The sequence below is a fragment of the Cupriavidus sp. WKF15 genome (assembly GCF_029278605.1).
In the GTDB taxonomy this organism is placed as follows: Bacteria; Pseudomonadota; Gammaproteobacteria; order Burkholderiales; family Burkholderiaceae; genus Cupriavidus.
The window spans coordinates 800130-824347 of sequence record NZ_CP119574.1 but is presented as its reverse complement, the minus strand read 5'-3'; the positions used below and the strand labels follow the sequence as shown (position 1 = coordinate 824347).

Here is a 24218-nt window from a genome sequence, read left to right as displayed (position 1 = left end):
CGCGCGGGCTCGCTCGCAGCCCTTGCTCCGTCGCGGTTCGCTCTTGAGAAGGTCGTTGCCGGCGCAGGTGCCTGGGCACTCATGGTTGCCGCCATGATGGGGCCTCTCCTCGCAGAGCCGCTGAAGCACATCCGTGCGCGCAGCTTTGCCAAGAGAAGGGTGCGTGCGATGGGACTCTTCTTGGTGGGGTACGCAGCAGCATGGACGCTGGCGGCCCCGCTGCCATCCATCCTGTCTCAGGCGGCGGTCCTTGCATTCCGCTCTGAGGCGGCGGGCTTGATCGTCGCTATCTGCATCGCGACCTTCTGGCAGATATCGCCGGCCAAGCAATGGGGCCTCAACCGTTGCCATCGCCGGCCTGCGCTCGCCGCTTTTGGACTCGCTGCCGATCGCGATGCGTGGCGATATGGGCTTTCCTACGGTATGTCGTGCGTAGCCGCGTGTTGGGCGCTCATGATGCTGCCCTTGGTTCCATCACAGGTGCATCTGCCGCTGATGGTCGCGGTATCAGTCTTCGTTCTTGCCGAGCGACTGGAAGAACCCGCCCCTCTATGTTGGAAGCTTAGGGGTCTTGGAACGGCTCTACGCATGGTGCGGGTGTGGGCGCGGAGGCGAGTCGTCTGGACTGAGCGGTAGGTCGTCGCAAGCTTGTTTTGACCACCAATAACGGGGGCACTCACACCGGAACCTTGCGGTCTTGGGAGTCTAGTCCGATCGTCTTCCCGACCAAATCACGACTCGACTTGGCCGCACGTGGCACCCGCTCTGGAGGCAGAGGACCGTCAGCGGCCTTAGCCGCTTTCGAGTGGGGCACCCTATTCGCCCTGCGGGTGGGATCTCACCGTATCGATCCGCACGGAAACACAAACACCGCTAGTGTCGGCGCTGGCCCCACATTCGGTCTACGCGCTGCTTAGCAGCGAAAAGACTAGGCAACGTGGCGCCAGCCGGCCGCCTTAATCAAAACTGGCTACAGCGCGCCGTAAGCGCGGGCCAGTCAATCGAGCATTTTCGGGTGGTGCCATAGAACGCGTATCGCGCGGCGGTGGACGTGTGCCGTCCGGCCTGGCTCGATCTCACGTGCCAATATCGACGTGCGTTGCCGGCCTATGACCAAGATACGCCCAAACGGCTATCATAAGCCTCCTGGTTATATAAATACAAATAATAATTACTTTTGGAAATAAGTAGCAAACTGTCACCTAGCCCAGCTAGGCTGGCCGGCCTTTCAGCGATTGCCGAGATCCTGTATGGCCACCGTCGAGCGTACCGCCTACCCGCGTTTCCCGAAGGTCTTTTCCCTCAAGGAATTGCGGGCCTGCTACACACCAAGCGCGGAAGAGCTGGACTGGGCGACCCGGTCCACACGCGGGCAAGAATCCCGACTTGGTCTGCTGGTGCTCCTGAAGGTGTTTCAGCAGCTACACCACTTCCCGGACCTTGACACGATTCCCGCCAGCGTGACGGAGCTGGTGCGCATCAGCGCCGGCCTGAGCTCAGGTACGAAGTTTGGCTACGACCGAAAGGTGTCGCCGACCTTGTTCCGGCACTACAGGGCCGTGCGAGAGTTCCTTGGGATCCAGGCCTACCTCGGCACCGATGCCAACGAGGTTACTATTCGCGCGGCGCGCGACGCCGCCGAAACGATGGACCAGCCGGTAGATATCATCAACGCGATGATCGATGCGCTGGTCCTGCGTCAGATCGAACTGTGGGGTTGCCCCGTTTCATCGGACAGATTCGCATTGGAATTTTATGTCGATGGGTTTTCTCCTTGTGATGGGGCAGTGTATGCCCGGTGTAGCGCCGGATTCATGCCATTGACGGGAAGCTTTTCAAACTCCTGCGGAGACCGATATCCCAGTGCGCTGTGCAGGCGATGCGAGTTGTACCAACCCTCGATCCAGGTGAACAATGCCTGACGGGCGTCGTCGTGCGTGGCGAAGCGCGAACGCATCAGCAGCTCGCATTCGAGCGTTGCGAAGAAGGACTCGCACATGGCGTTGTCGTAGGCATCGCCCACCGAGCCCATCGAAGGCTGAACGCCGGCCTCGCGGCAACGTCGCCCGAAGGCAACAGACGTGTATTGGCAGCCCTGGTCCGAATGGTGAATCACTGCGCTGGGATGTCGCTGCGCCAGCGCCATGTCCAGCGCTTGCAGCATCAGTGCGGTGCGCAGATGACTACCCATGGCCCAACCTACGATGCGCCGGCTGTACACGTCCAACACGACAGCCAGATAGTAAAAGCCGGCAACGGTCGGAATGTATGTCGCATCGGCGACCCACAGCTGATTTGGCGCATCGGCAGAGAAGTGTCGCTGCACCAGATCGGGCGCGGGTCTGCCCGCTGGCGCACGGTGGGTGGTGCAAATGAAGCGCGGCCGGCAAGCCCCGCGCAGGCCGGCCTCACGCATCAGACGCGCCACGCGCTTGCGCCCGACGTGGATACCTTGGCGCAGCAGCATGGCATGCACACGTGGCATCCCATAGGTACCGCGCGAGCGGGCGTGAATCTCACGGATTTGCGCGAGCAACAGCTTGTCACTCACGGCATGAGCGCTCGGACGTCGTTCCATCCATGCATGGAAGCCGCTGCGCGAGACCTTAAGCAGCCGCGCCATGGTGGACAGCGGAAAGCGGTCCTGATTTGCCTTCATGAACTCGAACCCTTGTCGGGCAGCGTGTCGGTCTCCCGGGCAAACCAGGCCGCGGCTTTTGCAAGTATCTCCCTCTCCATTTTGAGTTGCCGGTTCTCACGGCGCAGCCGCGTGAGTTCCTGGCGCTCCGCCGTGGTCAGGCCGTCCTGACGAACGCCGGCATCGCGATCCGCTTGGGCAACCCAGTTGTAGATCGTCTGGGCCGTGGGTTCGAACTCCTTGGCCAGATCCTCCGGACGGCGACCTGCATGGACCAAGTCAACCATTTGCTGACGGAAGACCGCACTGTACGGTGGGCGCGTTTTCGGCATGGTGCACCTCCTGCTTACTCAAGATAGGCACTGTCCGAAAAAGCGGGTCACCTCCACTGCCATCTTTTTCCACGTTAGACGCCATCGTCGAGCAGGTCCACGCTCGCACGCAAACGGCCCTGTTTCGCCGTATCACACGACGCCTGTCCGAGGACGAGCGGCACCGGCTTGACCGGCTGCTGACCCGAGACCTGGCGACCCGTCAGACCTCTTATCACAACATCAAGCGCCACGCGCTGCGTCCCTCGCGCAAGCACCTGACTCTGCTGATCGAGCATCTGACCTGGCTGGACACCATTGGCGACTTTTCCAAGACCGTGGCGGACGTACCGGCTTCGAAGCTGCGGTCCTTGGCGAGCCAGGCCATGAGCCTGGACGCGGCCAATCTCAAGGAGACCTTGCCGGAGAAGCGCTATACGCTGATGGTGGCGCTGCTCAATCAAATGCGGGTACGGGTACGGGACGATCTCGCCGAAATGTTTATCCGGCGCATGAGCGCCATCCACAAGCGGGCACGGGAGGAATTGGAGCAAATCCAATCCCGCCGGCGCGCGCAAATGGAAAAGCTCGTCGCGCTGCTCGATGGCGTAGTCGAGATCGTCGCCGAGGGCGAGGACGATGCTCAGATCGGCGTAGAGGTACGGCGCCTTCTTGCCCCCTCAGGCGATTTGGAGCCTCTACGCGAGAGCTGCGCCGAGGTCCGCGCCTTCAGCGGGAACAACTACTTGCCCCTTTTGTGGCGGCATTTTCGCCCGCACCGCTCGGTAATGTTGCGCCTGGCCGAAGTGCTGAAGTGGCAGTCAACCAGCCAGTCGTGCACCCTGCTGGCCGCACTGGCCGTGGTGTTGAAGAATGCGGCTCTACACCGCGAGTGGCTTGCCACCGACGTCGATCTGAGCTTCGCCTCGGAGCGCTGGCGCAAGCTCGTATATCGCTCCGACAATCTGGCGCCAGGCATCAATCGGCGCCATCTGGAGCTCTGCGTACTTTCGCATATGGCCAGCGAATTGCGCTCTGGCGACCTCTGTGTCGTCGGCTCAGACGCGTATGCCGACTACCGGCTGCATCTTTTGTCCTGGCGTGAATGCGAGCGCCGCCTCCCTGACTACTGCGCCAAGCTGGAGATGCCGACCAACGCGCAGGATTTCGTTGCACACCTACGTCAGTGGTTGGCCGCCACGGCACAGAACCTGGACGATAGTTTTCCGGATAAGCGTCAGCACGTCACCATTGGCCGCAACGGCGAGCCGGTACTCCGCAGGACTGTCGCCAAGGAAATCCCCGCCAGCGCGCTTGAGCTTCAGCAGACGCTGATCCGCCACATGCCGAACCGCAACCTGCTGGACGTCCTGGCCAACATCGAGCATTGGACCCACTTCACGCGCCACTTCGGCCCGCTTTCAGGCAGCGATCCCAAGATCCGCCACGCCGCCGAGCGCTACTTGCTGACGATCTTCGCGATGGGCTGCAATCTCGGACCCACGCAAGCAGCTCGCCACATGGGCGAACGGGTGACGCCGCACATGATGTCATTCGTCAATCGGCGGCATATGAGTCTGGAACGGCTTGAAACCGCGCAGCGCGAGCTGATCGAGTTGTATCTCCAGCTCGACCTGCCCAAGCATTGGGGGGACGGTAAGACCGTGGCGGCTGACGGCACGCAATACGACTTCTACGACAATAACCTGCTCACGGGCTACCACTTCCGTTACCGCAAGAAGGGCGCGGTGGCTTACCGGCATGTCGCAGACAACTACATCGCCGTATTCCGACACTTCATCCCGCCCGGCGTGTGGGAGGCTGTCTACGTCATCGAGGGCTTGCTCAAGGCCGGCTTGAGCGTGGAGGCAGACACGGTGCATGCCGACACCCAGGGCCAGTCAGCTGCCGTTTTTGCCTTTACCTACCTGCTTGGCATCGACCTGATGCCGCGGATTCGTAACTGGCAGGATCTGAAACTTTTCCGAGCCGATCCCACCTTCAAGTATCGTCATATTGAGCGCCTTTTTTCGGGCGCGGTGGATTGGGACCTGATCGCCCTTCACTGGCAGGATCTGATGCAGGTCGCGTTGTCGATCCAGGCCGGAACCATATCCTCTCCCCTACTGCTGCGCCGATTGGGATCGGATAGTCGCAAGAATCGCCTCCTGCTGGCCGCCCAGGAACTGGGCAAGGTTGTTCGCACCGTGTTTCTGCTGGAGTGGATCGGCAGCCGCGAGCTGCGCCAGGAAATCACAGCGACGACCAACAAGATCGAGTCCTACAATGGCTTTGCCAAGTGGTTCTCGTTCGGCGGCGATGTACTGCCTGTGAACGATCCCGACGAGCAGCAAAAGCGATTGCGCTACAACGATCTGATCGCCTCCGCAGTGATCCTTCAGAACACCGCCGACATGATGCAGGCGCTTCGTGCCATGGAGAAGGACGGTATCAAGGTCGACGTGGACGATATCGGCTTCCTCAGCCCATATCTCACCAGCAACATCAAGCGCTTTGGCGACTACAAGCTAAACCTTGAGCGGACTCCTGAGGACTGGATCCGCGACAGTCTTTTCGCTGCCCCAGCATTCTCCGTTCGGAAACCACGCCATGCCTAACACGCAGACCCCTTATGGCCCGATTGACACTGAGGCCTTACGTCGCCTGCAGGACAGTTTCGACACCCGCGAGATCCTGCGCATTGTGGACCTCGTCGATACGATTCGAACCCGATTGTGCGAGCCAGAAGGTATTCGCGACGACTTACTCCAGTTACATGGCATGGCCCATACGGTTCTCAATGGTGCCAGTCTCGTCTCAGGAGCAACGAATCCAACCTTGGTCGAGCAGGCCGAGACCATTGTGGAGGAACTGGAAGACTTGATACGGGTGCTCCAACGCGCTGTGCATGCGCTGCGCCCACTAGAACTTCTTCGACCATCTGACGACGCGTGACAGGCTTGCGGCATCGATAGCTGCCCCACCCTTCAAAAGCCGACCATCCATCCTGTTCTGCCTTCGAGCCATTCTCCCGGCTGAGCACAAAAAAGCCTTGGTACGCCTCGATCGCCCTCCTTATATCGAAGATACGCAGTTAGACGGATTCATCATAACTGGGAGGCTTATGATAGCGGATTGGGCGTATCTTGGTCGCAGGCCGTCCAGGCGTCTCATTAGCCCCGAGTCCGTGAAACGCCCATGTTGCGCGAGGATCGGAACTAGGCGGTGCCACTGGTCATGCGCGGCCTGCAGAACACGGCACGGCTGCTCGACGTCGCACGCCAGCACAACATGCCTGTCGCCAGTTGCTTCACCGCGTACAAGTCCGAGCGCGACATGCCTCACTGGAAGATTTCGGCAGTGCGAGAGCAATTCCGGCTGGACCATCCCAGCTCGGAGCTGGGTCCGAGAAGCCACGACAAGAACTAAGACATCGTCGTCTGCAAGTCTGGCCCGTCAATCTTCTATCAGCCGCCGGTCGTGCCTTACTTCATCCGTGAGGGCGTCGAGACCGTAATCATCACCGGTTGCAATACCAGCGGCTGTATCCGTGCGTCGACGATCGACAGCTTCCAATGGGGTTCTCGTACCGGCCTGCGTGGGCGATATCGAGGAAGGACCGCATCCGGACAATCTTCGCGATGTCGGCCGCCGCTATCCAGACCTCTCGTCGGCTGACGAGGTGATCTCGTACATCAAGCGTATGTCCGATCGGCGCCCGGCCTTGCGCCGCCCCGCACCACCGTCTCGCTCAGGCGACGCCCACCCGCAACTCTGCCAGCAACTAGCACACGAATGCCGCTTCGGCTTCAGCGCGCTCGGCCCGACGCTGTGAGGGAGGAAACCGCGGGGTGATCCGATGTGGCGTGCTGGGCTATGGCGATCGAAGTGTTTGCTTGATCAGCAGAGCCAGGAAAGGGACGCACGTTGTGCGGCTCGAGAGACGTCTCCACACGGCCTCAGTCGGTCAGAGCCATCTGGTTTACTGCAAGCGGTGCCGCCGGCGGGTGCTCCAACCGGCTGCTCAATTTGCCCGGGAACGTGCCTCAAGTCAAAGATTGATCCGCTGGAAATACCCGGTCAATTCGAGATAGCCACGTCCCACCGCCTTACCCGTCCGCAACGCAGTCACCGCGCCCTCCCAATAAACCGCGCCGGTGCTGGCGCGGCTATCGAGTTCCTGATCATCCATCAGCGGTATCAGTTCGAGCGTGAGATCGCCTGCTTCCAAACGCATGGCCACTGGATAGCTGGTGCCTGTACGCGGCGAGCGCCAACGGCGCACCGGCATGAAGTTGACTTTTTCAGGAGCGAGTACCTGCACGCGGCCGTCACCGCCGCGCAGCGTGCCGCCTCCCCAGAACTTGCGCCCCGCCTTGTCCCGGATCTGAAAGGCCATCAACGCACCGCCATCATCCAGGTTGAGGCCGAGCCAGTCCCAGCCGACAGCCTCATCGGCCAGCAAGGTCGACGACCATTCGTGATCCAGCCAGGCAGTACCGCGCACGGCTTCCTGCCGGCTGCCCTGTTTCAAGCTGCCGCTCACCTTGAGTCCCGGCTGGCTGTAGTAGTAGCTCGCCTGGCGCGCCAGAGGGCCCTTGCGGCTGTAACCCCGGTCGCCCTGTAGCATCAACTGCTGGGTTGGCTCCATTGACAGCTCGAGCGCAAAATCCCGTGCGTGAAATCTGGCTCGGTAGCGCCCCGCCATATCGCGGCGCAGCGACCAGTCGTCGATGTACACGTCGGTGTCGGATGTATCGGCAAGCGCAAGGCCAAAGCCGCTGCGCACCGCGCGTTGGTCGTGTTGGAGCTTGCCGACTACGGGATCGCTCAGTGCGACATTGGCGAACAGCAGTTGCTTAGGTGCGAAGCGGCTTGGGTTGGCCTGATCGAACTGCGGGCGTGTGCGGAAAAACGTAATCTGGAAGCCGAGCGGCGCTCCTGCCTGCGTCTGCAGCCAGCCGGTCGCATACCACCATTCGGTACGATAGTCGGGGTGCGCGCCGTGGTCGCGCGGGAAGGTCAAGGTTCGACCTGCGTCGACGGGCGGATAAGCGGGCGCTGCACCTGGCGCCACACCCGCCACACCGAAACCCGGCAATAGCAGCAGGAATGAGCGCCGCTTCACCAATCCTCCCGCACCGCGCGCACGGCGCTCCGCGACATCGCCTGCCGACCGCTCGCCAGCGCGGCCAGCGAGGCCGCCACCACCACCGCGCTCGCCACCTGGCCCAGAAATGCCCAAGGCACATGCAAGTTCATAGTCCAGTGGAACGACTGCGGGTTGACAACGTGAACCAGGATCAAGGCGATAGCCCATCCCAACGCAAGACCGGCTACCACGCCAAGCAGAGCCAATAACGCGCCCTCCAACGCCAGCATCGCGCCGATCTGCCAACGCATGAAGCCGAGATGACGCAGCATGCCAAATTCGCGCGCGCGCGCCAAGCCCTGCGCGCTGAAGCTGGCGCCGATGCCGAACAGGCCTATCGCAACCGCGATGGCCTCCAGCAAGTAGGTCACCGCAAAACTGCGGTCGAAGATTTTCAGAGTGATGGTACGAATCTCGCCGGGCTCGGCGAAGACAATGTGATCACCGCCGGCGACGCGCTGGCGCAGCCTCTCCTTGACCTGTGCCGGGCCGGTGCCCGGCTCCAGCCACAAGGCAACGTCAGTGACGCGCCGATCGTCCGTGAGCAGCCGATAAACATCCTGGCTGATCACCACCGTACCATACTGGCGTGCATAATCGCGCCACACGCCACCTACGAGGAAGGCGACGGACCGCCCCTGCAGCGGCAGCGTGATACGTTGCCCCGGGCGAAAGCCATAGAGATCGACCATCGCCTCGCTGACCCATACCGCAGGCGGATCACTAGGCTGCCCCGCGACGGGCGCGGCCGTCAGCGGCAACCGCGCGCCCGGATTGCGCGGATCGATTGGCCTGGCGATGACCGTTATGGGGGGACGCTGGGGATCAAGCAGGATCTGGCTCGAACGAAGAAACTCGGCACGCGCAACGCCACGAACGCCGGCGATGGCCGCTTGGTCGTCAAGCGAGAAATACGCGCTATCGCCGCCTGACGAAGCACGCACATAGAGATCAGCCGGAAGGACATTCTGAAGCCAATCGTCCACCGAGATGCGGAAGCTTGTCACCATCATCGCCATCGAGGCCATCAGGCTAAAACTGGCGACAATGCCGGCCAGGGCGATCGACGCGCGGCCCGGTGCTCCGGCAAGTTGGGTCAGGGCAAGCTGCGGTACAGCCCGTTGCGAAGAAGGCAGCAAGCCGAACACGAGATGCGCCAGCCGTGGCATCAGCAGGATTGCGCCCACCAATAACAGGGCGATCGCGGCATAACCGAAGACCGGCAGATCCGCCACCGGCCGCAGTGGGGTCAACGCAAAACCGGCTGCCATCGCAGCAAGCCCGGCCCACGGCGAGCGCAGCCGCTTGAGCGCTGTCTCCTCATCGCCTGCCTTGAGCGCCTGCGCCGGCCGCGCGCGGGCGGCCTCCCATGCCGGCGCGAGACTGCCGAGTACCGCCGCCGACAGGCCGAGCGCGAAAAAGATCAGTGCTGGCAGCGCATCGAAGCGGACCTTGGGCCGTACACCTTCAAAGTAGCCACCGCCCAGATCGCCGCCTGCATAAGCAAGCACCGCAGCGGCGAGGGCGAAGCCAAGCGCCAGGCCGAGTATCGCGCCGAATACGCCTTGAGCCGCGCTTTCCGCCAGCAGCAGCCGCAGGAGACCAGCGCGCGTCACCCCCAAGGCGCGCAGCAGTGCCAGCTGAGAGCGCCGCCGTAGCATTGATACGGCCTGCATCGTAAACACCAGGAAGGCGCCAGTGAACAATGCCACCAGAGCAAGCACGTTCAGGTTGACCCGATAGGCGCGCGACAGGCTGGATGTTCGGCGCACGTTGTCCTGGGGCGAACCCGCCACCACGCCTGGCGGCAGCAGCGCGGCCAGCGCTTGCGCAAAGTTGTCGGTGTCCACTCCCGGCCTTAGCTTGACGTCGATCCGCTGCAGCAGGCCAAGCCGGTCGAGGCGCCATTGCGCCGCACCGATATCCATCACGCCCAGTCGCAGGCCCTCGCCCGCCGCCGGCAGCGTGCCGGCAATACGCAGCGTAAGCGGGGTGAGCCCCACTTGCACGTTGAGCGGGTCCCCGGGCTTAAGATCGAGCCAGCTCAGCGCCGCCGGCGAAAGGAACACGGCGTCGGGATCGAGAACGTCGAGTTTGCCCGCGCGCTCTTCTACCGGCCGCCCGATCAGATTGGGTGCCAGGGGCGCCGCCCGGAACACATCAATGCCAAACAGCTTTAGCGCACCGGTGCGCCCTGGCACCCCCGCATCGACCTCCACCACCGGGCTGGCCGCCGCCACCTCCGGCAGGCGCGCGATACGCGGATAGAGCGATTCGTCGAAGCCCGTGCGCGGCCCGCGGATCTCCAGATCAGCACTCCCCATCAAGGAGCGCACCGCCTGGGAAAACTCCGCCAGCGCAGCGTGGTTGACCAGATGCACGCCATAGCCCATTGCCACACCGATGGCCACGGCGAGGATGCCTACGATGGCACGTCCGGGATGGGCGTGCAATTCGCCGAGCAGCAGTGCAAGGCCGAGTGAGCGCGGCGTTCGCATGGCTCAGGCGACCGCGTTCGTGGGCGGCTGTGCCCCCAGCGGCATCAATCCGCCTGGCGTCAATTGCAAGACGCGATCTGCGGTCGCCGCAGCCAGCGCCGAGTGCGTGACGATAATCGCGGCCGTGCCGTTTGCGTTGACCAGTTCGCGCAGCAGGCTCAGGGCCCGCGCAGCCGTATCGTGATCAAGATTGCCAGTCGGCTCATCTGCCAGTAGCAGCATCGGTCGGTGCACCAGGGCACGCGCAATGGCAACCCGCTGCAGTTCCCCACCGGAAAGCTCGCGCGGCAAACTGTCCTCGCGCCCCTCGAGCCCAACCGCAGCGAGCATCTCGGCAACGCGCGCCGCCGCGTTTTCCCGCTCGATTCCATTCAATAACAGCGGCAGAGCCACGTTCTGCGCAGCGCTCAAATTCGGCAGCACGTGAAAGGCTTGGAACACAAAGCCCATCTTTTGCCGCCTCAGCAAGGTTGCTGCATCGTCGCCCAGCGTGCCCAGATCATGCCCGTCGAACTGGATGTGGCCACTGTCGGGCCGATCCAGGCCGGCAATCAGGTGTAGCAGCGTTGACTTGCCGACGCCCGATTCGCCCATGACGGCGACATATTCGCCGGCGTCCAGCGCAAGACTGACTCCACGGAGAACGGTGCGTGGCCGAGTACCGTTGTATGTCTTGGAGACGTCTGTAAGGGTCAGCACAATGTCATTAACCTCGCGAGGCGTGCCTTCGCGGCAATCCAGTGACCGGAAGAGCGGACACACGCCATTCTGCCATCATTGAAGTGCATGGCCGCAGCATCATGGGTGGGAAATATCTTACTTTGTCATGGGTTCGCTTTGGAGCCAATGAGGCCGGCCGGACTCACTTCGACCGGCAAAAACCCCCTACGGCCATGAAGGGTCGCTGGTCCCGCGATCACTCGGGCGTTCGAATGTCGACTCCTGCCAAGCTAACGGACTTTCGAGGACAAACGGACGACCACCTGGCGCCATATTTCGCGACATAAATACATCGCAACGAATCGGCCGGTGTGTTCGGGGGAAAGACACGAAAGCCCGTATGCGATTTCTCGTTGCGGGTCCTCGGAAGCTAGGAAAATGGCAAAGCCAAATGCGATCTCAGGTAGGCAGCCGGCTGGCGGAAGATTGCCAGTCATACCTTATAAAAAGCGGAGCGACGTATCGGCAAAACCCTTCCAGCGCCGAATCTTGCCGTCGACGACCGTGAAGATGTGCAGCCATTCGGTTTCAACCAGCTTACCTTCAGGACGTGTGGTCCCTCGTAGGAAGCCGAGTACAACCACATGCTCACCTGACTCGATAAACTCGCGTGGTTCGAAGATTTCCGTGTCATCCGCCTGTGCGAGTTGCGCGAAGAAGCTGGCGACTTCGGCTTTGTTGTTGCGCTGCCCCGTGTAGGGAATCTGAGGTGGCCCTACCATCTTCCAGTCGACCTGGTCGGCCACCAGATCGAGGATGGTATTGACGTCGCCGCGCCCATACGCTTCATAGGCTGTTTTTACGACAGAAATCGGGGTTGTCATTATTGTCTCCGGTTGCACACTGCGGCCCTGCCATCACAGGGGCGGATGTCTCCAACTTAGAGCCCAATGGTGTCCCATGCAAGGGCCGTGGTGCCGGGTTTAACGTCGGGATTTGACTGCGCAGTAACTCCCCGGCTTGACTGGCGGCAAAGTGGCTCTTTTCGCCTTCCTGGGGCGAAGTGTCTGCGCTGTCGGCCCTTTTTATCGCCAGAATACGGCCATCGACACTTACAAAGCGGATGACCGCATCTCGGCCGACTCAGCCCTTCGGCACTGCGCATTTATATGGCTCAGGGTCGGTCACGGGTGTTCGGCTCTTGAAAATGGCCAGTCGCGTGCCGGCCCAAGCGGAGGGCACTGGATGGAGTCGTTCTAACGGCCCAGGTCGGGTGCAAATCTGTCATCAAGCGATTTGGTTACGCAGGACAGACAAGTACTGACACCGAGGAAGCGCGGTAGCTTCGGCTCGTTCGCAGCTCTGGGTGTCGGCTGGCGACTTGCTACGGCTTCCAGCGAATAGTCTGCACCCGCGGTTTCCTCCCTCGAGGATTGTTCAACGCCTGCCCATCGCCCTTGTAGGTGCCTTATTGGCCACTCGGTAGCAGCCCGGTCGTCTGCCCCCGCGTTGGCGCAATCTCCATTTAGCGCTTTCCCTTAATGCCTTTCCCCAAGTGCTACTGATTGCAGTAGTGCCCATACTGGTGGCTCGCCGTTTCGCGTGGCGATCACTTTGACTCATGGACCGCCATGTTTGCAATTGTTGCTTGGATCACCTGCTCCTTCGCGGTTGGCCTTTTTGCCAACGCACTGGGACGCTCCGGCGCCGTATGGTTTATCTTCTCGTTGATTCTGAGCCCGTCGCTTGGGCTGATGGTCGTCGCCGTGCTCGACAAGAAGTGGACCAGATCCGCTCGCGTAATGACTGCTATTGCACCTGCAGTGGTGTCACTGCCCATATAGCCGGCCGCACGGAGGTCGCCGGCCACAACTGCCGACGGAGTTTGACGTTGTCGCGCACGCCACGCTGAATGCGTGTTGCCTCTCCCGGAGCAAGGGCTGCGGCTGCAATGTGTTCTGCCCACCTGTGTATTCGATACATGGCAAATTTTGCCCTCCCTTAAAGGTACGACGCCGCTGGCATCATAGGTTGATAGCCTAGATGAGTTCATCCTCTGAACGGGGGGCACCGGGCCCTGCTTAACGCGGAGCCAGCGGGCAAAGGGGGTGACGGAGGTCCAGTCCAGGAAAAGCACGCCACCGATCATCTGAAAGCAGTGCCGACCAACTATGGTTCCCAACTCAAGCATGCAACTGTCGATAGAATTGACCTTGGGACAACATAGGGAAGAAGCCATGTTCAAGCACGTACTGGTACCCACCGACGGTTCTGACCTTTCCGGGAAGGCCGTTGCCGCTGCAATCGAGTTTGCCAAGGCAATGGGCGCAAAGATTACGGCGTTCACTTGCATGAATGAGTACCCCTTCCTGACATCGTCCGACTCAGGCCACCAGACCCGCAAGGCGTTCGAGGAGCATGCAGCGATCGAGGCAAGGGCGAGGCTCGACCTGGTCGTGACCGCCGCGCAGGCGGCTGGCGTTGCCTGCAGCACCGATACGGCGATCACGACGACGCCGTACAAAGAGATCATCGAGGCCGCCAACCGGCACGGCTGCGATGTGATTTTCATGGCATCGCATGGACGTCGCGGCCTTGAGGGACTGCTGGTGGGCAGTGAAACGCAGAAGGTGCTGACGCATTGCGCGATCCCTGTGCTGGTGTACCGGTAGCGTGGATGGCCACAGTTGGTGGCCTACCGCCGCTTCGCCCTTGTCCTTGCTGCTGGCCGTCTGTACGCGCTGCTGGCGCTTTCCGCTGACCCTCAGCCGTCTCTTCACGCCGGCGTTCACCCTTGCCGCCCGCAGTAGCTGGCCACCTCTGCTGGTTCGTATGCACCGCGAGCACGACCGCGCCGGCCTGAGGTCCGCCGCCGGACCGACCATGACCTGCAGAGGTCCATTCTCTCCCGTTTCCCGCTTCGAGCCGTCGCGGCCGGCGCAGCGTCAGAGCCTGCAACCAGCAAACATGATTCGCAAGAGGGCCGGCCCAGCCTCCACGTCCGCCATGTGGCCATTAGCGGATCGCTTCGCACGCTCATTGACGACCGCGTCGTCGGCTAGACTGGCACAGAAAGCCATATGGAGTCACGACGGACCCAGATGACGTGATACGAGATTTCGAGCACCTCGCGCTGGATGACACAACGGAATTGGAGGTCGACGACGCGATTGCCGGTTTGGCGGTGCTTTTGGCCGATCCGGCAATCGCGGGGAAAGAACGGACCCTGTTGACCCTAGTGGGTGCAACACTCCACCGGTTGGGCCTGAACGAACGGCTGGTGGCGCAAAGTCGCTCTATTACGGCCATCGATTTCCGGCGGCGGTCATCAGCCAAGCGGTGCGCTGGTACTTTCGCTTTCAACTGAGCCTGCGCGATATCGAAGAATTGCTGTTTGAGCGTGGCGTTGTCGTCAGCTATGAAACGATCCGGCGTTGGTGTGACAAATTCGGCGCGGGCTTTGCGCATCGCGTCAGATCCGCACGCCGCAAGCCGGGCTCAACCTGGCATCTCGACGAGGTGTTCGTGACGCTGCGCGGCACCCTACCTAGCTGTGGCGTGCCGTCGATCAGCATGGCGCCGAACTCGACATCTTGCTGCAGAAACGCCGGGACAAGGCTGGTGCGAAACGGTTCTTCAAGAGTGTGCTGGCAGCTTGTTCCGAGACACCGAGCAAGATTGTCACCGACCAGTTGCGCAGCTACTCAGCAGCCAAAGCCGAGATTCCCGAACTGGCGAACGTTAAACATGTGTTCGTCAAAGCCAGCGCTCGCGTGAATAACCGCGCCGAGAACAGCCACCAGCCAACACGCGAACGCGAACGGCGCATGCGCGGTTTCCGGCTGGCTGATCGTACGCAGGCTTTCCTCTCGAGCTTCGGTCCGATCCGCCAGCACTTCGCCGTCAAGCGGCATCTGCTGCGCGCTTCGCTCTATCGCAAACACCTCGCTGCGAGATTCGCTGCCTGGCGTGATTTCACTGAAGTGGCCCAAAATCTGTCAACTGCTTTCTGATCAGTGGTCCCGCGTGGCACTGCCTTGTCTCACTACCGCCAAGTTGACAGCGCCATTGTTAGTTGTTAGTACGCTTCACTTCCTTAGCGATTGTGCAAGAAGTGGCAAGCATGGCGAACCGGTCGGACCGGCGCTTGCAGATCCTGATTTATCCGACGGCTGCATTTCGAAGCCAGAAGGCCGATGAGGAGCAAGCGCGCACATTTCCATGATGGCTCGTGTCCACACGCGACACGTCAGAAGCCGAATGTACGGACGCAGTAGTGACCTTCAAAGTGCAAACCACCCTTGCTCATAGGCGGGAGTCCATGTACGAATATAGAGCTGCAGCCCATCCTGTCAGTGTCAGAACAAGCGAAAACCTAGCGCAAACGGGACGCTGACATTAATGATTCTTGGCGACGATCATGCCAGGTGCAAATCAGGCTGGCGGCATCTGGCAGAGTGGCGGAGTCCGGCGGGTTCTGGCGACCTACAATAATCGTGGATCGTGCCGGTCCGTCGCTCGGCATGGCCACTGTGGAGGTGCGTATGCGCTTTGAGGCATTCTCCTTCGGCTCCATCCGCATTGATGGCATAACGTACGAGCATGATGTAGTCATCGACCAAGGCAAGGTCCGCAAGCGCAAGAAGGGGCCATCCAAGCCATTCCACGAGGCCTTCGGGCATACGCCGCTGTCGGTCAGGGAAGACATTCCCTGGAACTGCAGCCGGCTAGTGATTGGCACAGGCAGCGGGGCATTGCCGGTCATGGATGAGGTGAAGCAGGAGGCCAAGAATCACCACGTGAAACTGGTTATTGCGCCCACCGCCAAGGCCATTGCGACGCTCGAGAAGCACCCCGGCGGCACGAACGCGGTCCTGCACCTCACCTGCTAGGGACTCCATGGAATGAGTTCATCGCATCGCTTTAGCGGCCACGAGGTCGAATGCGCGCGTCGCCGCACCGATGCGTTGCGCGGGCGGTCCACCAATGCCGCGAGCGGCCAGACCGTATCGCACCTGGACTTTCTGCGGCGTCAGGTTTCCAGCTTCCACTTGATCGAACAGCCAAAGGCCGGGTGTTGCTGCGCGGGACCCTCGCCGGTCTGCGCGACCTGCCGCATCGCTTCGAAGAGGTCGCGCGGCGCACCGGCCAGCGGGTCTTTGCGCGACGCGTCCACGCGACCCCGGTAACACAGCCGTAGGTTCGCATCGAAGCCGAAGCACTCGGGCGTGCAGACCGCACCATATGCGCGGGCCGTCTGTTGCGTCTCATCATAGAGATAGGGAAACGGCAAGCCGGCGTCTGCCGCGAACGCGACCATCCGGTCGAACGAGTCCTCAGGATAGATGCGCGCGTCGTTCGCGTTGATGCCCACAATGCCGATGCCGAGCGGCGCGAGATCGCGCGCGTCGCGGATCAGCCGTGCCAGCGCGCTCTTTACGTAGGGGCAGTGGTTGCACATGAACACCACGACGACGCCACGCTCGCCGCGCACGTCGTCGAGCGTAAGCGTCCTGCCGTCGGTGGCGGGCAGCGAGAACCTGGGCGCTGCGGTGCCCAGATCGCCTGCGGGGGATTCGGTACCCATTTGCGTGTTCCTCGGGCGGCCAGGAAAGCTGTGTCTTTCATATCACGGCCGCTGTATCGGTATTCCATTGCGAGCTCTCGGAAGTGCGCGCGCTAGCCACAGCGCTCGTCAATCAGCTTCCTGGCCCAATCGGTAGCGTGCCGCCACGCCTCCCCTTCGCTGAAGAAACTGCCAGGGACAGGATAGCGATCGAAGATTTTCAGCGGCTTTCCATCTGTCGCTTTCGTGCAGATCGTCACCTCGCCTTGCCATGGTCCGGACTCATCTGGAGATGTTGCGGACGCTTCATACCAGTGGTCTCTGTAGTACGTGAAGCCTTGGAGATCCATCTTCTCGCCTCATAGCATGGCCAAAGAACGCCCCATCCCCTTCTCTTGGCGCTATGGTGCGCGTGTCAGCCAAGCCCCGCAAGGACATCAATTGTGCGCTTCTGAACTGGTTACCTTTCAGAAAGATGGAATGAACGCGCCCCTCCCCCCGATGTCATCCCCCTGCCATCCACGCCACTCAGAAAGCCGTCCAGACAGGGAGCAGGCAGGAGACCGCGCCAAACCGGGGGCTAAGTGAGGGCTAAGTGGCAAACCGAGGAATTTTCTCGCTGGCATGGACGGATGCCCTCGTTGTCCATCGGGCGTGTCTGATGGACAACTACTGAGCCAGCGGCGCCCCTCGGCTCAGACCAGGCGCTGCGAAATGCGGCCCGCACGATCCTCGGCGGATAGCGGCATCGGGGGGGCCGCACGGGATACCGTACATCCCCCTTGGCGTTGCGAAGCCGCCGGGACGATCGCCCGGCCCGAACCTATCCTTGTTACATCGCTACTGCCGCCACGAAAGGAGCGAGTGATGACGACAATCTGGACGCTAGCCGCAGATGGCAGCCATGCGCGGATCTTCCAGGCGCATGGGATGGAAAGGGATATGGAAGAGATCCAGGACTTTGTCAATCCGCTTGGCCGGGCCAAGGACAGCGAACTGCGCGACGATGCGCAGGGGCGCTTTGCCGGCAAGGGTGAGCCCATGCACTCGATGGCGACGCGGGTCGATCAGGCCGAGAAGGGGCGTGAAGAGTTCGCCCGCATGCTGACCCAGTATCTTGAACAGGCACGCACGGAGCAGCGCTATGACAAGCTGCGCCTCGCCGCCTCGCCGAAATTCCTCGGCATGCTGCGCGAGCACCTTGGCAAGGAAGTGCAAAAGGTGGTGTTCGAGGAAATCAACGAGGATATGTCCAGGCTGGGCGCGCGCGAAGTGCAGAGCCGCCTCGCCTGCCGCTGAGCCCAGCCGGCGCCCTCCCCGCCTGCCAAACCGCGCCATGACGGCCTGCCGGCATGGCGCTTAGTCTACTTCCCGCATACGTCTGCAAGGCCATCGGCGTTGTCAACTTGCCGATAGCGAGGCAAGGCTGTGGCCGGCCGGACCACTGCTCAGAAAGCAGTGGATGGATTTTGGGCCACTTCAGTGAATTCGTGCCAGGCAGCGAATCTCGCAGCGAGGTGCTTGCGAGCAAAGCACGCAGCAGGTGCCGTTTCAACGCGAAGTGTTGCCGGATCGAACCGAAGCTATGTACATCGCGCTCTTCAGCAACTTCATTCCATGCGGTGTGCATGAGGCCGTGTACATCCTGGACGGGCTGATCCACAATGGCTCCGACATCCAACCCGTCACCATTCATGGCGACACCCAGGCGCAAAGCGGGCCGGTGTTTGGTCTGTCTTACCTGGTGGGCATCAACCTGATGCCGCGCATGCGCAATATCAAGGGAATGGTGCTGTTCAAGGCGGACCAGCGCCGGAAAAGCGCTCACATCGAGTCCCTTTGCCGCCAGCCCATCGACTGGAATCTGATTCAGCGCCGCTATCCCGACATGCTGCGGGTGGCGGTCTCGATCAAAGCCGGAACAATGACCCCGTCGACCATCCTGCGGCGGCTGGGCTCAGCGAGTGCCAAGAACAAGCTGTACTTTGCATTCCGCGAACTCGGCCGCGTCGTCCGCACGCTGTTCCTGCTGAAGTACCTGAACGAGTCGGAGCTGCGTCGCACGATTCACGCGCCGACGAACAAGAGCGAGCAGTTCAATGACTTCGCCCAGTGGCTGATGACGGGCCTGGCGCGGATTGACCGGCTCATCGGCCGTCGCGGCGTCGAAAGCCATGACCGACTCGGAAAGCACTACTGTTCGAGCGCTTCATCTCAAAAGAAACTCGGCGAGCCGAGCCGCCCGATATCGACGGGGACTCGAACACCAGCACATCTATGCGCGCCGCATAAGCATAGTGCGAACACCGTGCTATCTCGCCGTGCTGGCCTCGCGCATGCAGAGGCAATTCCGCAATGCGCGCGCGGTGCGCCGGCAGAACCGCGTCTTCGGCAACGTGCTGGTGCCGGTAGGCGCCGCGCTCTTCTTCGTGCGCAGGCAGTCCGCCTGAGTTTATATGCGGGGGCATGAGCGTGCTGGTGGCACTCGGGTGGCGGGTTTGCTTCAATGAAGGCAGATCGCCATCGCGGAGACATCCCATGCGCACCTTCCTGACGCCGCTTGCCCAGTCCCGCCACCGGCCGGCCCATACAGTGCCGCCGATCGAGGAGCCGCCGCCCCCGGGCATTCCGCCGGACTTGCCGCCGATCGAGCATCCACCACCACCGGCGGAACCGCCAGTGGCGGTACCGCCGCCATCCTACGAGGAGCGCAGCGCGCGCCGGTATTGATCGCTTCGGCCACGTTGGCGGCCTGCAGGATCGCGGCGCGGTCGAGATCCGCAATGATGCGGGCGATATCTTTAGCACTCAAAAGTACGAACGGGCGGACCAACCCAGCTTTGTCATGGCCCCGCACAGCAGCGCCTCCGCTTCGGACGCCACGGCCACCGGCCAGTGGCCGTCGATCTCGCGCCCCGCGTTGAGTTTGCCCACCGCGCCAGTTGCCGTTCGGGCGCGGCCAGCACGCGGACCTCGGCGCTCGGCTCGCCCGGCGGGCCGTCCAGCATCTCCTCTGACAATGGTGGCCCGGTACCTGGTCTATGAGACCTTCCACTATTGCTGTCACGTCCACGACAATTGATTCGTGCGCAACATGCCCGGATGAAGTACATGAACCTCACCTTTCCCGTCACCGACTGGTTGCTGGGCAACAGCGACCTGCGCAGAGGTCGGTTCGGTCCTCTCTTTTATCGCTACAGTGAGTATGTCAAGGAAGAGCTCCGGCCCATCATCAACAAGTTCCATAACGACCATTCCCGCATGACCCTGGACGGACCGACGATAAACGCCGCTAGATGGCAGCCTGAGGGCGCGGCAATCACCTGCCATGAGAGGTATCCTTACGTTTCACACAAGCTACCGATGAAAGCCTGTTGCAGGAGCCGGTAGCGGACGAGGCCTCAGTCGCCCGCTTCGGGCGCCATCGTGTGTCACGGGCGATCGATGCAGTCACCCTCCCTTCCCTACTGGCGTCCTCGGTGTATTGAGTTGCAAAATCGGTTCAAGCACGAGCGTCGCTGCTGTCATGCACACCCGATCCCGCGAAGTCGCGCTGCCAAGTGCCCCCAACCCGGCCGCAGGCATGGGCGCGCCCTGCCGGGCGCACCCAAAGAAAAGGCAGAAGCGAACGCTTCTGCCTTCTCTCGCTGACACCCTCCACCGCCCCGGAATGAGAGCCCTTGCCGGCGGCAATGCCAATGCTTAGACGTGTTCGCCCAGGACGGACGCGGTCACGTCGACCGCCACGTCAGTATCCAGCGCAACGCTGACCTGGTCGCCCACCAGCTTCAGCGGGCCGTTGGGCAGGCGCACCTGGGCCTTCTTGACCATGAGCCTTGGGTGCCCAGGGCTTCGGCGATGCCTGCGTTGGTGACCGAATCGAACTGGCAGACGCCCACATCGGACTTCCGGTCAGGCCGTTCAGCTTCTCGCCTTCGGCCTGCACGGGCGGCCAGCTTCTGGGCGGCAGCCTTTTCCAGTTCGACGCGCTTGACTTCGAACTCGCTGATGGCGGTTTGCGTAGCGCGGCGGGCCTTCTTGTTCGGGATCAGAACTTACGGGCGTAGCCGTCCTTCACGCGAACGATGTCACCCAAGCAGCCCAGCCTGATAATTTCTTCCTTGCATCGTATTTTCCTTAACGGCCTGGGCAGTCAGTGCTTGTGCAGGTCCGTGTAGGGCAGCAGCGCGAGGAAGCGCGCGCGCTTGATGGCCGTATCGAGCTGACGCTGATAGTGCGCCTTGGTGCCAGTCAGGCGAGCGGGCGTGATCTTGGCATTGTCGCCGATGAAGTCCTTCAGGGTGTCCAGATCCTTGTAGTCGATCTGTTCCACGCCAGCCACGGTGAAGCGGCAATAGCGCTTGCGCTTGAACAGCGAGCTTTCCTTTTTGAAAGGCTTCTTCTTTTTATCGCTACGTTTGATGAATGCCATGATTCGATCCCTTACCGATGCCTTACATATCAGCGATATGGAAGATGAGAGCCTTGCAGTTGCGGCGCCTGCGAGCCCACGGCGGTCAGGCCAGGTGCGAAGCGTGAGCGCAGTGCGGAGAAGCCCAGGCCAACCACAGTAATACGACTCTCGTTGTGCCCGATCGTGGCCGCCATGAAAGCCTGCGCCACAACACTACTTGATGCTCAGGCCGCTACTGGGGTTTCGGCGGGCGACTGGAGTGCGGTCTTGTGGGCTTCTTCGCGCTGCACTTCCTTCATCATCGGCGACGGCGCGGTTTCGGCCTTCTTGGTCTGGACGATGGGGTGACGCAACACAGTGACGGGCTACGCCGTCTCGGCCTCCCGCTCGCGGGCGGTGCTGGCGACGGTGCAAGCCTGGTCAATGGGCCGAGGGACCGGCTTCGCCGCGGCCTCAGCCGGCTCGGCCTGCTCCAAGGATGTGGCCGTCACCGGGCTGGTTGTTTTTGGAGACGGACGCAGCCACGCCATCAACGCCGCCCAGCGCTCGTTGAGGCGAGAGCGAGGCGACAAGCTCGTCGGGGTATGCCGCTGCTGGGCCGTTTTCTCTCGCGGGCGATCCAGATCACGAATCCGGTAGCACATGGGATACCTCCTTTCGGAAGGCGGAGACGAAAACTCGTCCCCACGAGCATCGCTGCATTCCGGCGGGGGCGATCACTTCCAGTATGGAATGTGCACGCGCTGACCGCCACGCGAACTGGCTGTTTCACCTACCGGGGCACCCGGAGCAGCCATGCCACAGAGCGCGGTACTACGGGATACTGGCCGCTCCTGCCTGCTGGTCATCGCCCTCGCCTACCTGGCGTGGGCCTCGGGCCCATGCTAAATCCACTATCACCAGACGACCGCCCCAGGCCAATCCGCTGTCGAAGCTATCCAATCCGGAAAAACTCCACGCTCTGCCCCGCATTGACCGTGCGCTGCAGCCAGGCAGGCATCTCGCCGTGCCCGTCCCTGTTGAGCCCTTCGGCATTGCGGTAGCAGACCGCCGGCGGTGGCGGAGGCGGCCGCGGATCGGGTTCGTGAAGTATGGTGCGGCCAGATTGATACTGTATGGATGCACAGTATCATGCCTGACGACCGCCTCGTCGGCTAGACTGGCGCAGGAAGCAGCATGGAACCACGATGGACCCAGGTGACGTTTCGAGCGCCTGGCGCTGGACGAAGCGACGGAATTGGAGGTCGAAGACGCTCCGGCTTGGCGGTGCTGTTGGCCGATCCGGCGATCGCGGGGAAGGAACGGGCCTTGTTGACTCAAGTGGGCGCGACACTCTACCGGTTGGGCCTGAATGAACGGGTGATTGCGGTGCTCAAGTAGCGAGGCGACACAGCTCAGTGACCGTGCCCCCCGCTGCCGCCGTGGTGTCTCCCGCCATGGCCACCGCCACCGAAGAAGACTGCGCCTCCATAGAAGCCAGGCCACCAGCCGTAGTTGTAGTACGGCCCGTAGGGGTAAGCAGGATAGTAAGGCTCGTAGGAATAGGTGCCGTAGGCCGGATAGCCATAGCCATCATAAGCTGGAACTACCACGCACCCGGCCAGCAACATGGCCGCACCGATTGTGAGGCTCCTGATACATGTGCTCATCGCCACTTCCTGACGCCTTTGAGCAGTTAGACTACGCATCGCCACCGCCCATTCCGTGCATGAGACGACCCCGATGCGCCCGGCAGGTATTCGCCCACCGCCCTCCTCACCGGGTTTGACGGGCCTTTCCAATCATTGGCAATAGCGATAAAGGAATCACCCACCATGGGGAAAATACCCCAATTCGAGGTAGTCTAGGCTTGATGAAGCGCATGCCTCTGGAGGTACGCCTGCATGTCCCAACAAAAAGTGCGTAACGGTCCAGCCGTGATGACCGTGCTTGTCGTGCTGCTCTTGGCAGGTTGTTCCACGCGCCAAACGCATCATCTCTTGCCGCCGGCGCCGGAGCCGCCTAGGATGTCGCAACAGCCAGCAGAGGATCAGCCGCCGCCTCTATCGCCTGGAGTGCCAGCGAAGCCAGCGAGCGCGGCTACACCCCACTGACGCAGGGAGGGGACGTACCCCCGGATAACCGGCTGGGCTATTCGATCCGGTAAAACTACACACTCTGCCCCGCATTGACCGCCCGCCGCAGCTCCAGCGCCGCCTCCCATGGCGCCACCGGCAGAGTGAGGTGTAGATTTCGCCCCTTCACTTTCAGTTGGTCATGCTGTTTGAAATGCACGCCCAGAAAAAGATCCCCTGCCGGCGAACCGCCGATCCCCGGCGCTCCCTGTCCGGCCAGACGGATGAGCTGACCTTCGCGCACGCCTTTGGGAATTTTCACGCTGAGGGTCCGACTCGTGAGCTGCACCACGCCCTGGGCGTCCATGCTTGGCACCCGCAGCGAAAGTTGACGAGTGACGCCGGTAAAGGCGTCTTCCAGGTCCAGCAGCACCTTGGCGTGGTGATCCACACCGCGTGACTGGAAGCTGCCGCCGTGCGCATGGAAGCCGCGGTGTCTGCCCCTGACATGGCCAAACAGCTCGGCGAAGAAGTCACTGAAATCGGCCTCTTCCTGGGGCGAGAAGCCCCAACTGGAGAAGTCGAAGCCGGTGTTCCAGTCCGGCGGCGGACGGAACTCCTGGCCAGGCTGATAGCCTCGCTCCAATTGAGCGTACGCGGCGCGCTTTTCAGGGTCGGAGAGCACGGCGTAGGCCTCGTTGAGCTGCCTCATGCACAGTTCTGCATCCGACTCTTTGGAAACGTCCGGATGGAACTTGCGCGCGAGCTTGCGGAACGCCTTCTTGATTTCCTCCGCCGTGGCATCGCGTGCCACCCCCAGCGTTTTGTAGTCCTGGAACTCCATGCGTGTTCCCATTTCCGGTCTCGCGCTGCTCTTCACCTCGGAAGAATGGGGTTGCCCCGTTTCATCGGACAGATTCGCATT

Annotated in this window: 19 protein-coding genes and 11 pseudogenes; 15 read left to right on the top strand and 15 right to left on the bottom strand. The window is 61.8% G+C overall.

Features of this window, described 5'->3' with window-relative positions; translation table 11 throughout:
* Positions 1-81: 81 nt before the first annotated feature.
* Positions 82-636, top strand: coding sequence for a DUF2182 domain-containing protein (locus CupriaWKF_RS33925; protein ID WP_276103629.1), 555 nt, complete (start codon positions 82-84; stop codon positions 634-636).
* A 614-nt stretch (positions 637-1250) separates the two neighbouring features.
* Positions 1251-1712 (top strand): annotated as a pseudogene (locus tag CupriaWKF_RS33920) (DUF4158 domain-containing protein); the annotation flags it as partial.
* Between the two features lie 119 nt (positions 1713-1831).
* On the opposite strand, the pseudogene CupriaWKF_RS33915 reads toward CupriaWKF_RS33920, so the two are convergent.
* Positions 1832-2970: pseudogene (locus tag CupriaWKF_RS33915) on the bottom strand (IS3 family transposase); the annotation flags it as partial.
* Between the two features lie 56 nt (positions 2971-3026).
* Here CupriaWKF_RS33915 and CupriaWKF_RS33910 point away from each other — a divergent pair.
* From CupriaWKF_RS33910 to CupriaWKF_RS33900, 3 genes and pseudogenes are all read left to right on the top strand, one after another.
* Positions 3027-5567, top strand: a pseudogene (locus tag CupriaWKF_RS33910) (Tn3 family transposase); the annotation flags it as partial.
* Complete coding sequence (tnpC, locus tag CupriaWKF_RS33905) at positions 5560-5904, top strand: Tn3 family transposase post-transcriptional regulator TnpC (protein WP_276103627.1); 345 nt, start codon at positions 5560-5562, stop codon at positions 5902-5904. The pseudogene CupriaWKF_RS33910 and the gene tnpC, both read left to right, overlap by 8 nt.
* A gap of 270 nt (positions 5905-6174) precedes the next feature.
* Positions 6175-6378, top strand: coding sequence for a hypothetical protein (locus CupriaWKF_RS33900; RefSeq protein WP_276103626.1), 204 nt, complete (start codon positions 6175-6177; stop codon positions 6376-6378).
* Positions 6379-7000: 622 nt separating this feature from the next.
* Here the strand turns inward: CupriaWKF_RS33900 and CupriaWKF_RS33895 are convergent.
* The 4 genes from CupriaWKF_RS33895 to CupriaWKF_RS33880 all read right to left on the bottom strand — a co-directional run bounded on the left by CupriaWKF_RS33895 (position 7001) and on the right by CupriaWKF_RS33880 (position 12143).
* Complete coding sequence (locus CupriaWKF_RS33895; protein WP_276103625.1) at positions 7001-8077, bottom strand: carotenoid 1,2-hydratase; 1077 nt, start codon at positions 8075-8077, stop codon at positions 7001-7003.
* Positions 8074-10599 (bottom strand): ABC transporter permease, encoded by a 2526-nt coding sequence (locus CupriaWKF_RS33890; protein WP_276103624.1) that lies wholly within the window; start codon positions 10597-10599, stop codon positions 8074-8076. Before CupriaWKF_RS33890 ends, CupriaWKF_RS33895 begins: the two co-directional genes overlap by 4 nt.
* A 3-nt stretch (positions 10600-10602) precedes the next feature.
* Positions 10603-11298, bottom strand: coding sequence for an ABC transporter ATP-binding protein (locus tag CupriaWKF_RS33885; RefSeq protein ID WP_276104115.1), 696 nt, complete (start codon positions 11296-11298; stop codon positions 10603-10605).
* A gap of 461 nt (positions 11299-11759) precedes the next feature.
* Positions 11760-12143, bottom strand: a complete 384-nt coding sequence (locus CupriaWKF_RS33880; RefSeq protein ID WP_276103623.1) for a nuclear transport factor 2 family protein — start codon at positions 12141-12143, stop codon at positions 11760-11762.
* A 747-nt stretch (positions 12144-12890) separates the two neighbouring features.
* Here CupriaWKF_RS33880 and CupriaWKF_RS33875 point away from each other — a divergent pair.
* From CupriaWKF_RS33875 to CupriaWKF_RS33855, 5 genes and pseudogenes are all read left to right on the top strand, one after another.
* Positions 12891-13103, top strand: coding sequence for a hypothetical protein (locus CupriaWKF_RS33875; protein ID WP_276103622.1), 213 nt, complete (start codon positions 12891-12893; stop codon positions 13101-13103).
* A gap of 393 nt (positions 13104-13496) precedes the next feature.
* Positions 13497-13931: a universal stress protein gene (locus CupriaWKF_RS33870; RefSeq protein WP_276104114.1), complete on the top strand. Its 435-nt coding sequence runs from the start codon at positions 13497-13499 to the stop codon at positions 13929-13931.
* Positions 13932-14365: 434 nt separating this feature from the next.
* Positions 14366-14626 (top strand): hypothetical protein, encoded by a 261-nt coding sequence (locus CupriaWKF_RS33865; protein WP_276103621.1) that lies wholly within the window; start codon positions 14366-14368, stop codon positions 14624-14626.
* Positions 14587-15272: pseudogene (locus tag CupriaWKF_RS33860) on the top strand (IS6 family transposase). The gene CupriaWKF_RS33865 and the pseudogene CupriaWKF_RS33860 overlap by 40 nt, the downstream one beginning before the upstream one ends.
* Positions 15273-15803: 531 nt before the next feature.
* On the top strand, positions 15804-16151 hold the full coding sequence (locus tag CupriaWKF_RS33855; RefSeq protein WP_276103620.1) for an MTH938/NDUFAF3 family protein: 348 nt from the start codon (positions 15804-15806) through the stop codon (positions 16149-16151).
* 140 nt (positions 16152-16291) lie between these two features.
* Here the strand turns inward: CupriaWKF_RS33855 and CupriaWKF_RS33850 are convergent, their stop codons facing one another.
* Together CupriaWKF_RS33850 and CupriaWKF_RS33845 are read right to left on the bottom strand one after the other, a co-directional pair.
* Positions 16292-16846 (bottom strand): thioredoxin family protein, encoded by a 555-nt coding sequence (locus tag CupriaWKF_RS33850; RefSeq protein WP_276103619.1) that lies wholly within the window; start codon positions 16844-16846, stop codon positions 16292-16294.
* Positions 16847-16938: 92 nt separating this feature from the next.
* Positions 16939-17175: a hypothetical protein gene (locus CupriaWKF_RS33845; protein ID WP_276103617.1), complete on the bottom strand. Its 237-nt coding sequence runs from the start codon at positions 17173-17175 to the stop codon at positions 16939-16941.
* Between the two features lie 517 nt (positions 17176-17692).
* Between CupriaWKF_RS33845 and CupriaWKF_RS33840 the strand changes: the two genes are divergently transcribed.
* Positions 17693-18124: a host attachment protein gene (locus CupriaWKF_RS33840; RefSeq protein ID WP_276103616.1), complete on the top strand. Its 432-nt coding sequence runs from the start codon at positions 17693-17695 to the stop codon at positions 18122-18124.
* Positions 18125-18273: 149 nt separating this feature from the next.
* On the opposite strand, the pseudogene CupriaWKF_RS33835 reads toward CupriaWKF_RS33840, so the two are convergent.
* Positions 18274-18416, bottom strand: a pseudogene (locus CupriaWKF_RS33835) (IS6 family transposase); the annotation flags it as partial.
* Here CupriaWKF_RS33835 and CupriaWKF_RS33830 point away from each other — a divergent pair.
* From CupriaWKF_RS33830 to CupriaWKF_RS33820, 3 genes and pseudogenes are all read left to right on the top strand, one after another.
* Positions 18414-18941, top strand: a pseudogene (locus tag CupriaWKF_RS33830) (Tn3 family transposase); the annotation flags it as partial. The pseudogenes CupriaWKF_RS33835 and CupriaWKF_RS33830 overlap by 3 nt on opposite strands.
* A 202-nt stretch (positions 18942-19143) precedes the next feature.
* A pseudogene (locus CupriaWKF_RS33825) lies at positions 19144-19275 on the top strand (lysine transporter LysE); the annotation flags it as partial.
* Between the two features lie 88 nt (positions 19276-19363).
* Entirely contained in the window at positions 19364-19555 is a 192-nt protein-coding gene (locus CupriaWKF_RS33820; RefSeq protein ID WP_276103614.1) for a hypothetical protein, read from the top strand.
* Between the two features lie 78 nt (positions 19556-19633).
* On the opposite strand, the gene CupriaWKF_RS33815 is transcribed toward CupriaWKF_RS33820, so the two are convergent.
* A complete protein-coding gene (locus tag CupriaWKF_RS33815; protein WP_276104147.1) occupies positions 19634-19759 on the bottom strand; it encodes a hypothetical protein in 126 nt (41 codons plus the stop codon).
* 79 nt (positions 19760-19838) lie between these two features.
* On the opposite strand from CupriaWKF_RS33815, the pseudogene CupriaWKF_RS33810 reads away from it, so the two are divergent.
* Positions 19839-20215 (top strand): annotated as a pseudogene (locus CupriaWKF_RS33810) (hypothetical protein); the annotation flags it as partial.
* A gap of 312 nt (positions 20216-20527) precedes the next feature.
* On the opposite strand, the pseudogene rplI reads toward CupriaWKF_RS33810, so the two are convergent.
* The 6 genes and pseudogenes from rplI to CupriaWKF_RS33780 form a co-directional block, all read right to left on the bottom strand.
* A pseudogene (gene rplI / locus CupriaWKF_RS33805) lies at positions 20528-20957 on the bottom strand (50S ribosomal protein L9).
* A gap of 21 nt (positions 20958-20978) precedes the next feature.
* Positions 20979-21257: a 30S ribosomal protein S18 gene (gene rpsR / locus CupriaWKF_RS33800; protein ID WP_039015607.1), complete on the bottom strand. Its 279-nt coding sequence runs from the start codon at positions 21255-21257 to the stop codon at positions 20979-20981.
* Between the two features lie 206 nt (positions 21258-21463).
* Positions 21464-21595, bottom strand: a pseudogene (locus CupriaWKF_RS33795) (30S ribosomal protein S6); the annotation flags it as partial.
* A 578-nt stretch (positions 21596-22173) separates the two neighbouring features.
* A pseudogene (locus CupriaWKF_RS33790) lies at positions 22174-22320 on the bottom strand (H-NS histone family protein); the annotation flags it as partial.
* 313 nt (positions 22321-22633) lie between these two features.
* The gene (locus CupriaWKF_RS33785) at positions 22634-22888 is read right to left on the bottom strand and encodes a hypothetical protein (protein WP_276103613.1); all 255 of its coding nucleotides are present in this window, start codon (positions 22886-22888) and stop codon (positions 22634-22636) included.
* A gap of 499 nt (positions 22889-23387) precedes the next feature.
* A complete protein-coding gene (locus tag CupriaWKF_RS33780; RefSeq protein WP_276103612.1) occupies positions 23388-24137 on the bottom strand; it encodes a DnaJ C-terminal domain-containing protein in 750 nt (249 codons plus the stop codon).
* Positions 24138-24218 lie beyond the last annotated feature (81 nt).

Excerpts from the sequence above, each read along its gene's own strand:
- CupriaWKF_RS33925 (WP_276103629.1), top strand. The coding sequence starts at position 82 with ATGGTTGCCGCCATGATGGGGCCTCTCCTCGCAGAGCCGCTGAAGCAC.
- tnpC (WP_276103627.1), top strand. The coding sequence starts at position 5,560 with ATGCCTAACACGCAGACCCCTTATGGCCCGATTGACACTGAGGCCTTA.
- CupriaWKF_RS33890 (WP_276103624.1), bottom strand. The coding sequence starts at position 10,599 with ATGCGAACGCCGCGCTCACTCGGCCTTGCACTGCTGCTCGGCGAATTG.
- CupriaWKF_RS33880 (WP_276103623.1), bottom strand. The coding sequence starts at position 12,143 with ATGACAACCCCGATTTCTGTCGTAAAAACAGCCTATGAAGCGTATGGG.
- CupriaWKF_RS33875 (WP_276103622.1), top strand. The coding sequence starts at position 12,891 with ATGTTTGCAATTGTTGCTTGGATCACCTGCTCCTTCGCGGTTGGCCTT.
- CupriaWKF_RS33870 (WP_276104114.1), top strand. The coding sequence starts at position 13,497 with ATGTTCAAGCACGTACTGGTACCCACCGACGGTTCTGACCTTTCCGGG.
- CupriaWKF_RS33855 (WP_276103620.1), top strand. The coding sequence starts at position 15,804 with ATGCGCTTTGAGGCATTCTCCTTCGGCTCCATCCGCATTGATGGCATA.
- CupriaWKF_RS33850 (WP_276103619.1), bottom strand. The coding sequence starts at position 16,846 with ATGGGTACCGAATCCCCCGCAGGCGATCTGGGCACCGCAGCGCCCAGG.
- CupriaWKF_RS33845 (WP_276103617.1), bottom strand. The coding sequence starts at position 17,175 with ATGGATCTCCAAGGCTTCACGTACTACAGAGACCACTGGTATGAAGCG.
- CupriaWKF_RS33840 (WP_276103616.1), top strand. The coding sequence starts at position 17,693 with ATGACGACAATCTGGACGCTAGCCGCAGATGGCAGCCATGCGCGGATC.
- CupriaWKF_RS33820 (WP_276103614.1), top strand. The coding sequence starts at position 19,364 with ATGCGCACCTTCCTGACGCCGCTTGCCCAGTCCCGCCACCGGCCGGCC.
- rpsR (WP_039015607.1), bottom strand. The coding sequence starts at position 21,257 with ATGGCATTCATCAAACGTAGCGATAAAAAGAAGAAGCCTTTCAAAAAG.
- CupriaWKF_RS33785 (WP_276103613.1), bottom strand. The coding sequence starts at position 22,888 with ATGAGCACATGTATCAGGAGCCTCACAATCGGTGCGGCCATGTTGCTG.
- CupriaWKF_RS33780 (WP_276103612.1), bottom strand. The coding sequence starts at position 24,137 with ATGGAGTTCCAGGACTACAAAACGCTGGGGGTGGCACGCGATGCCACG.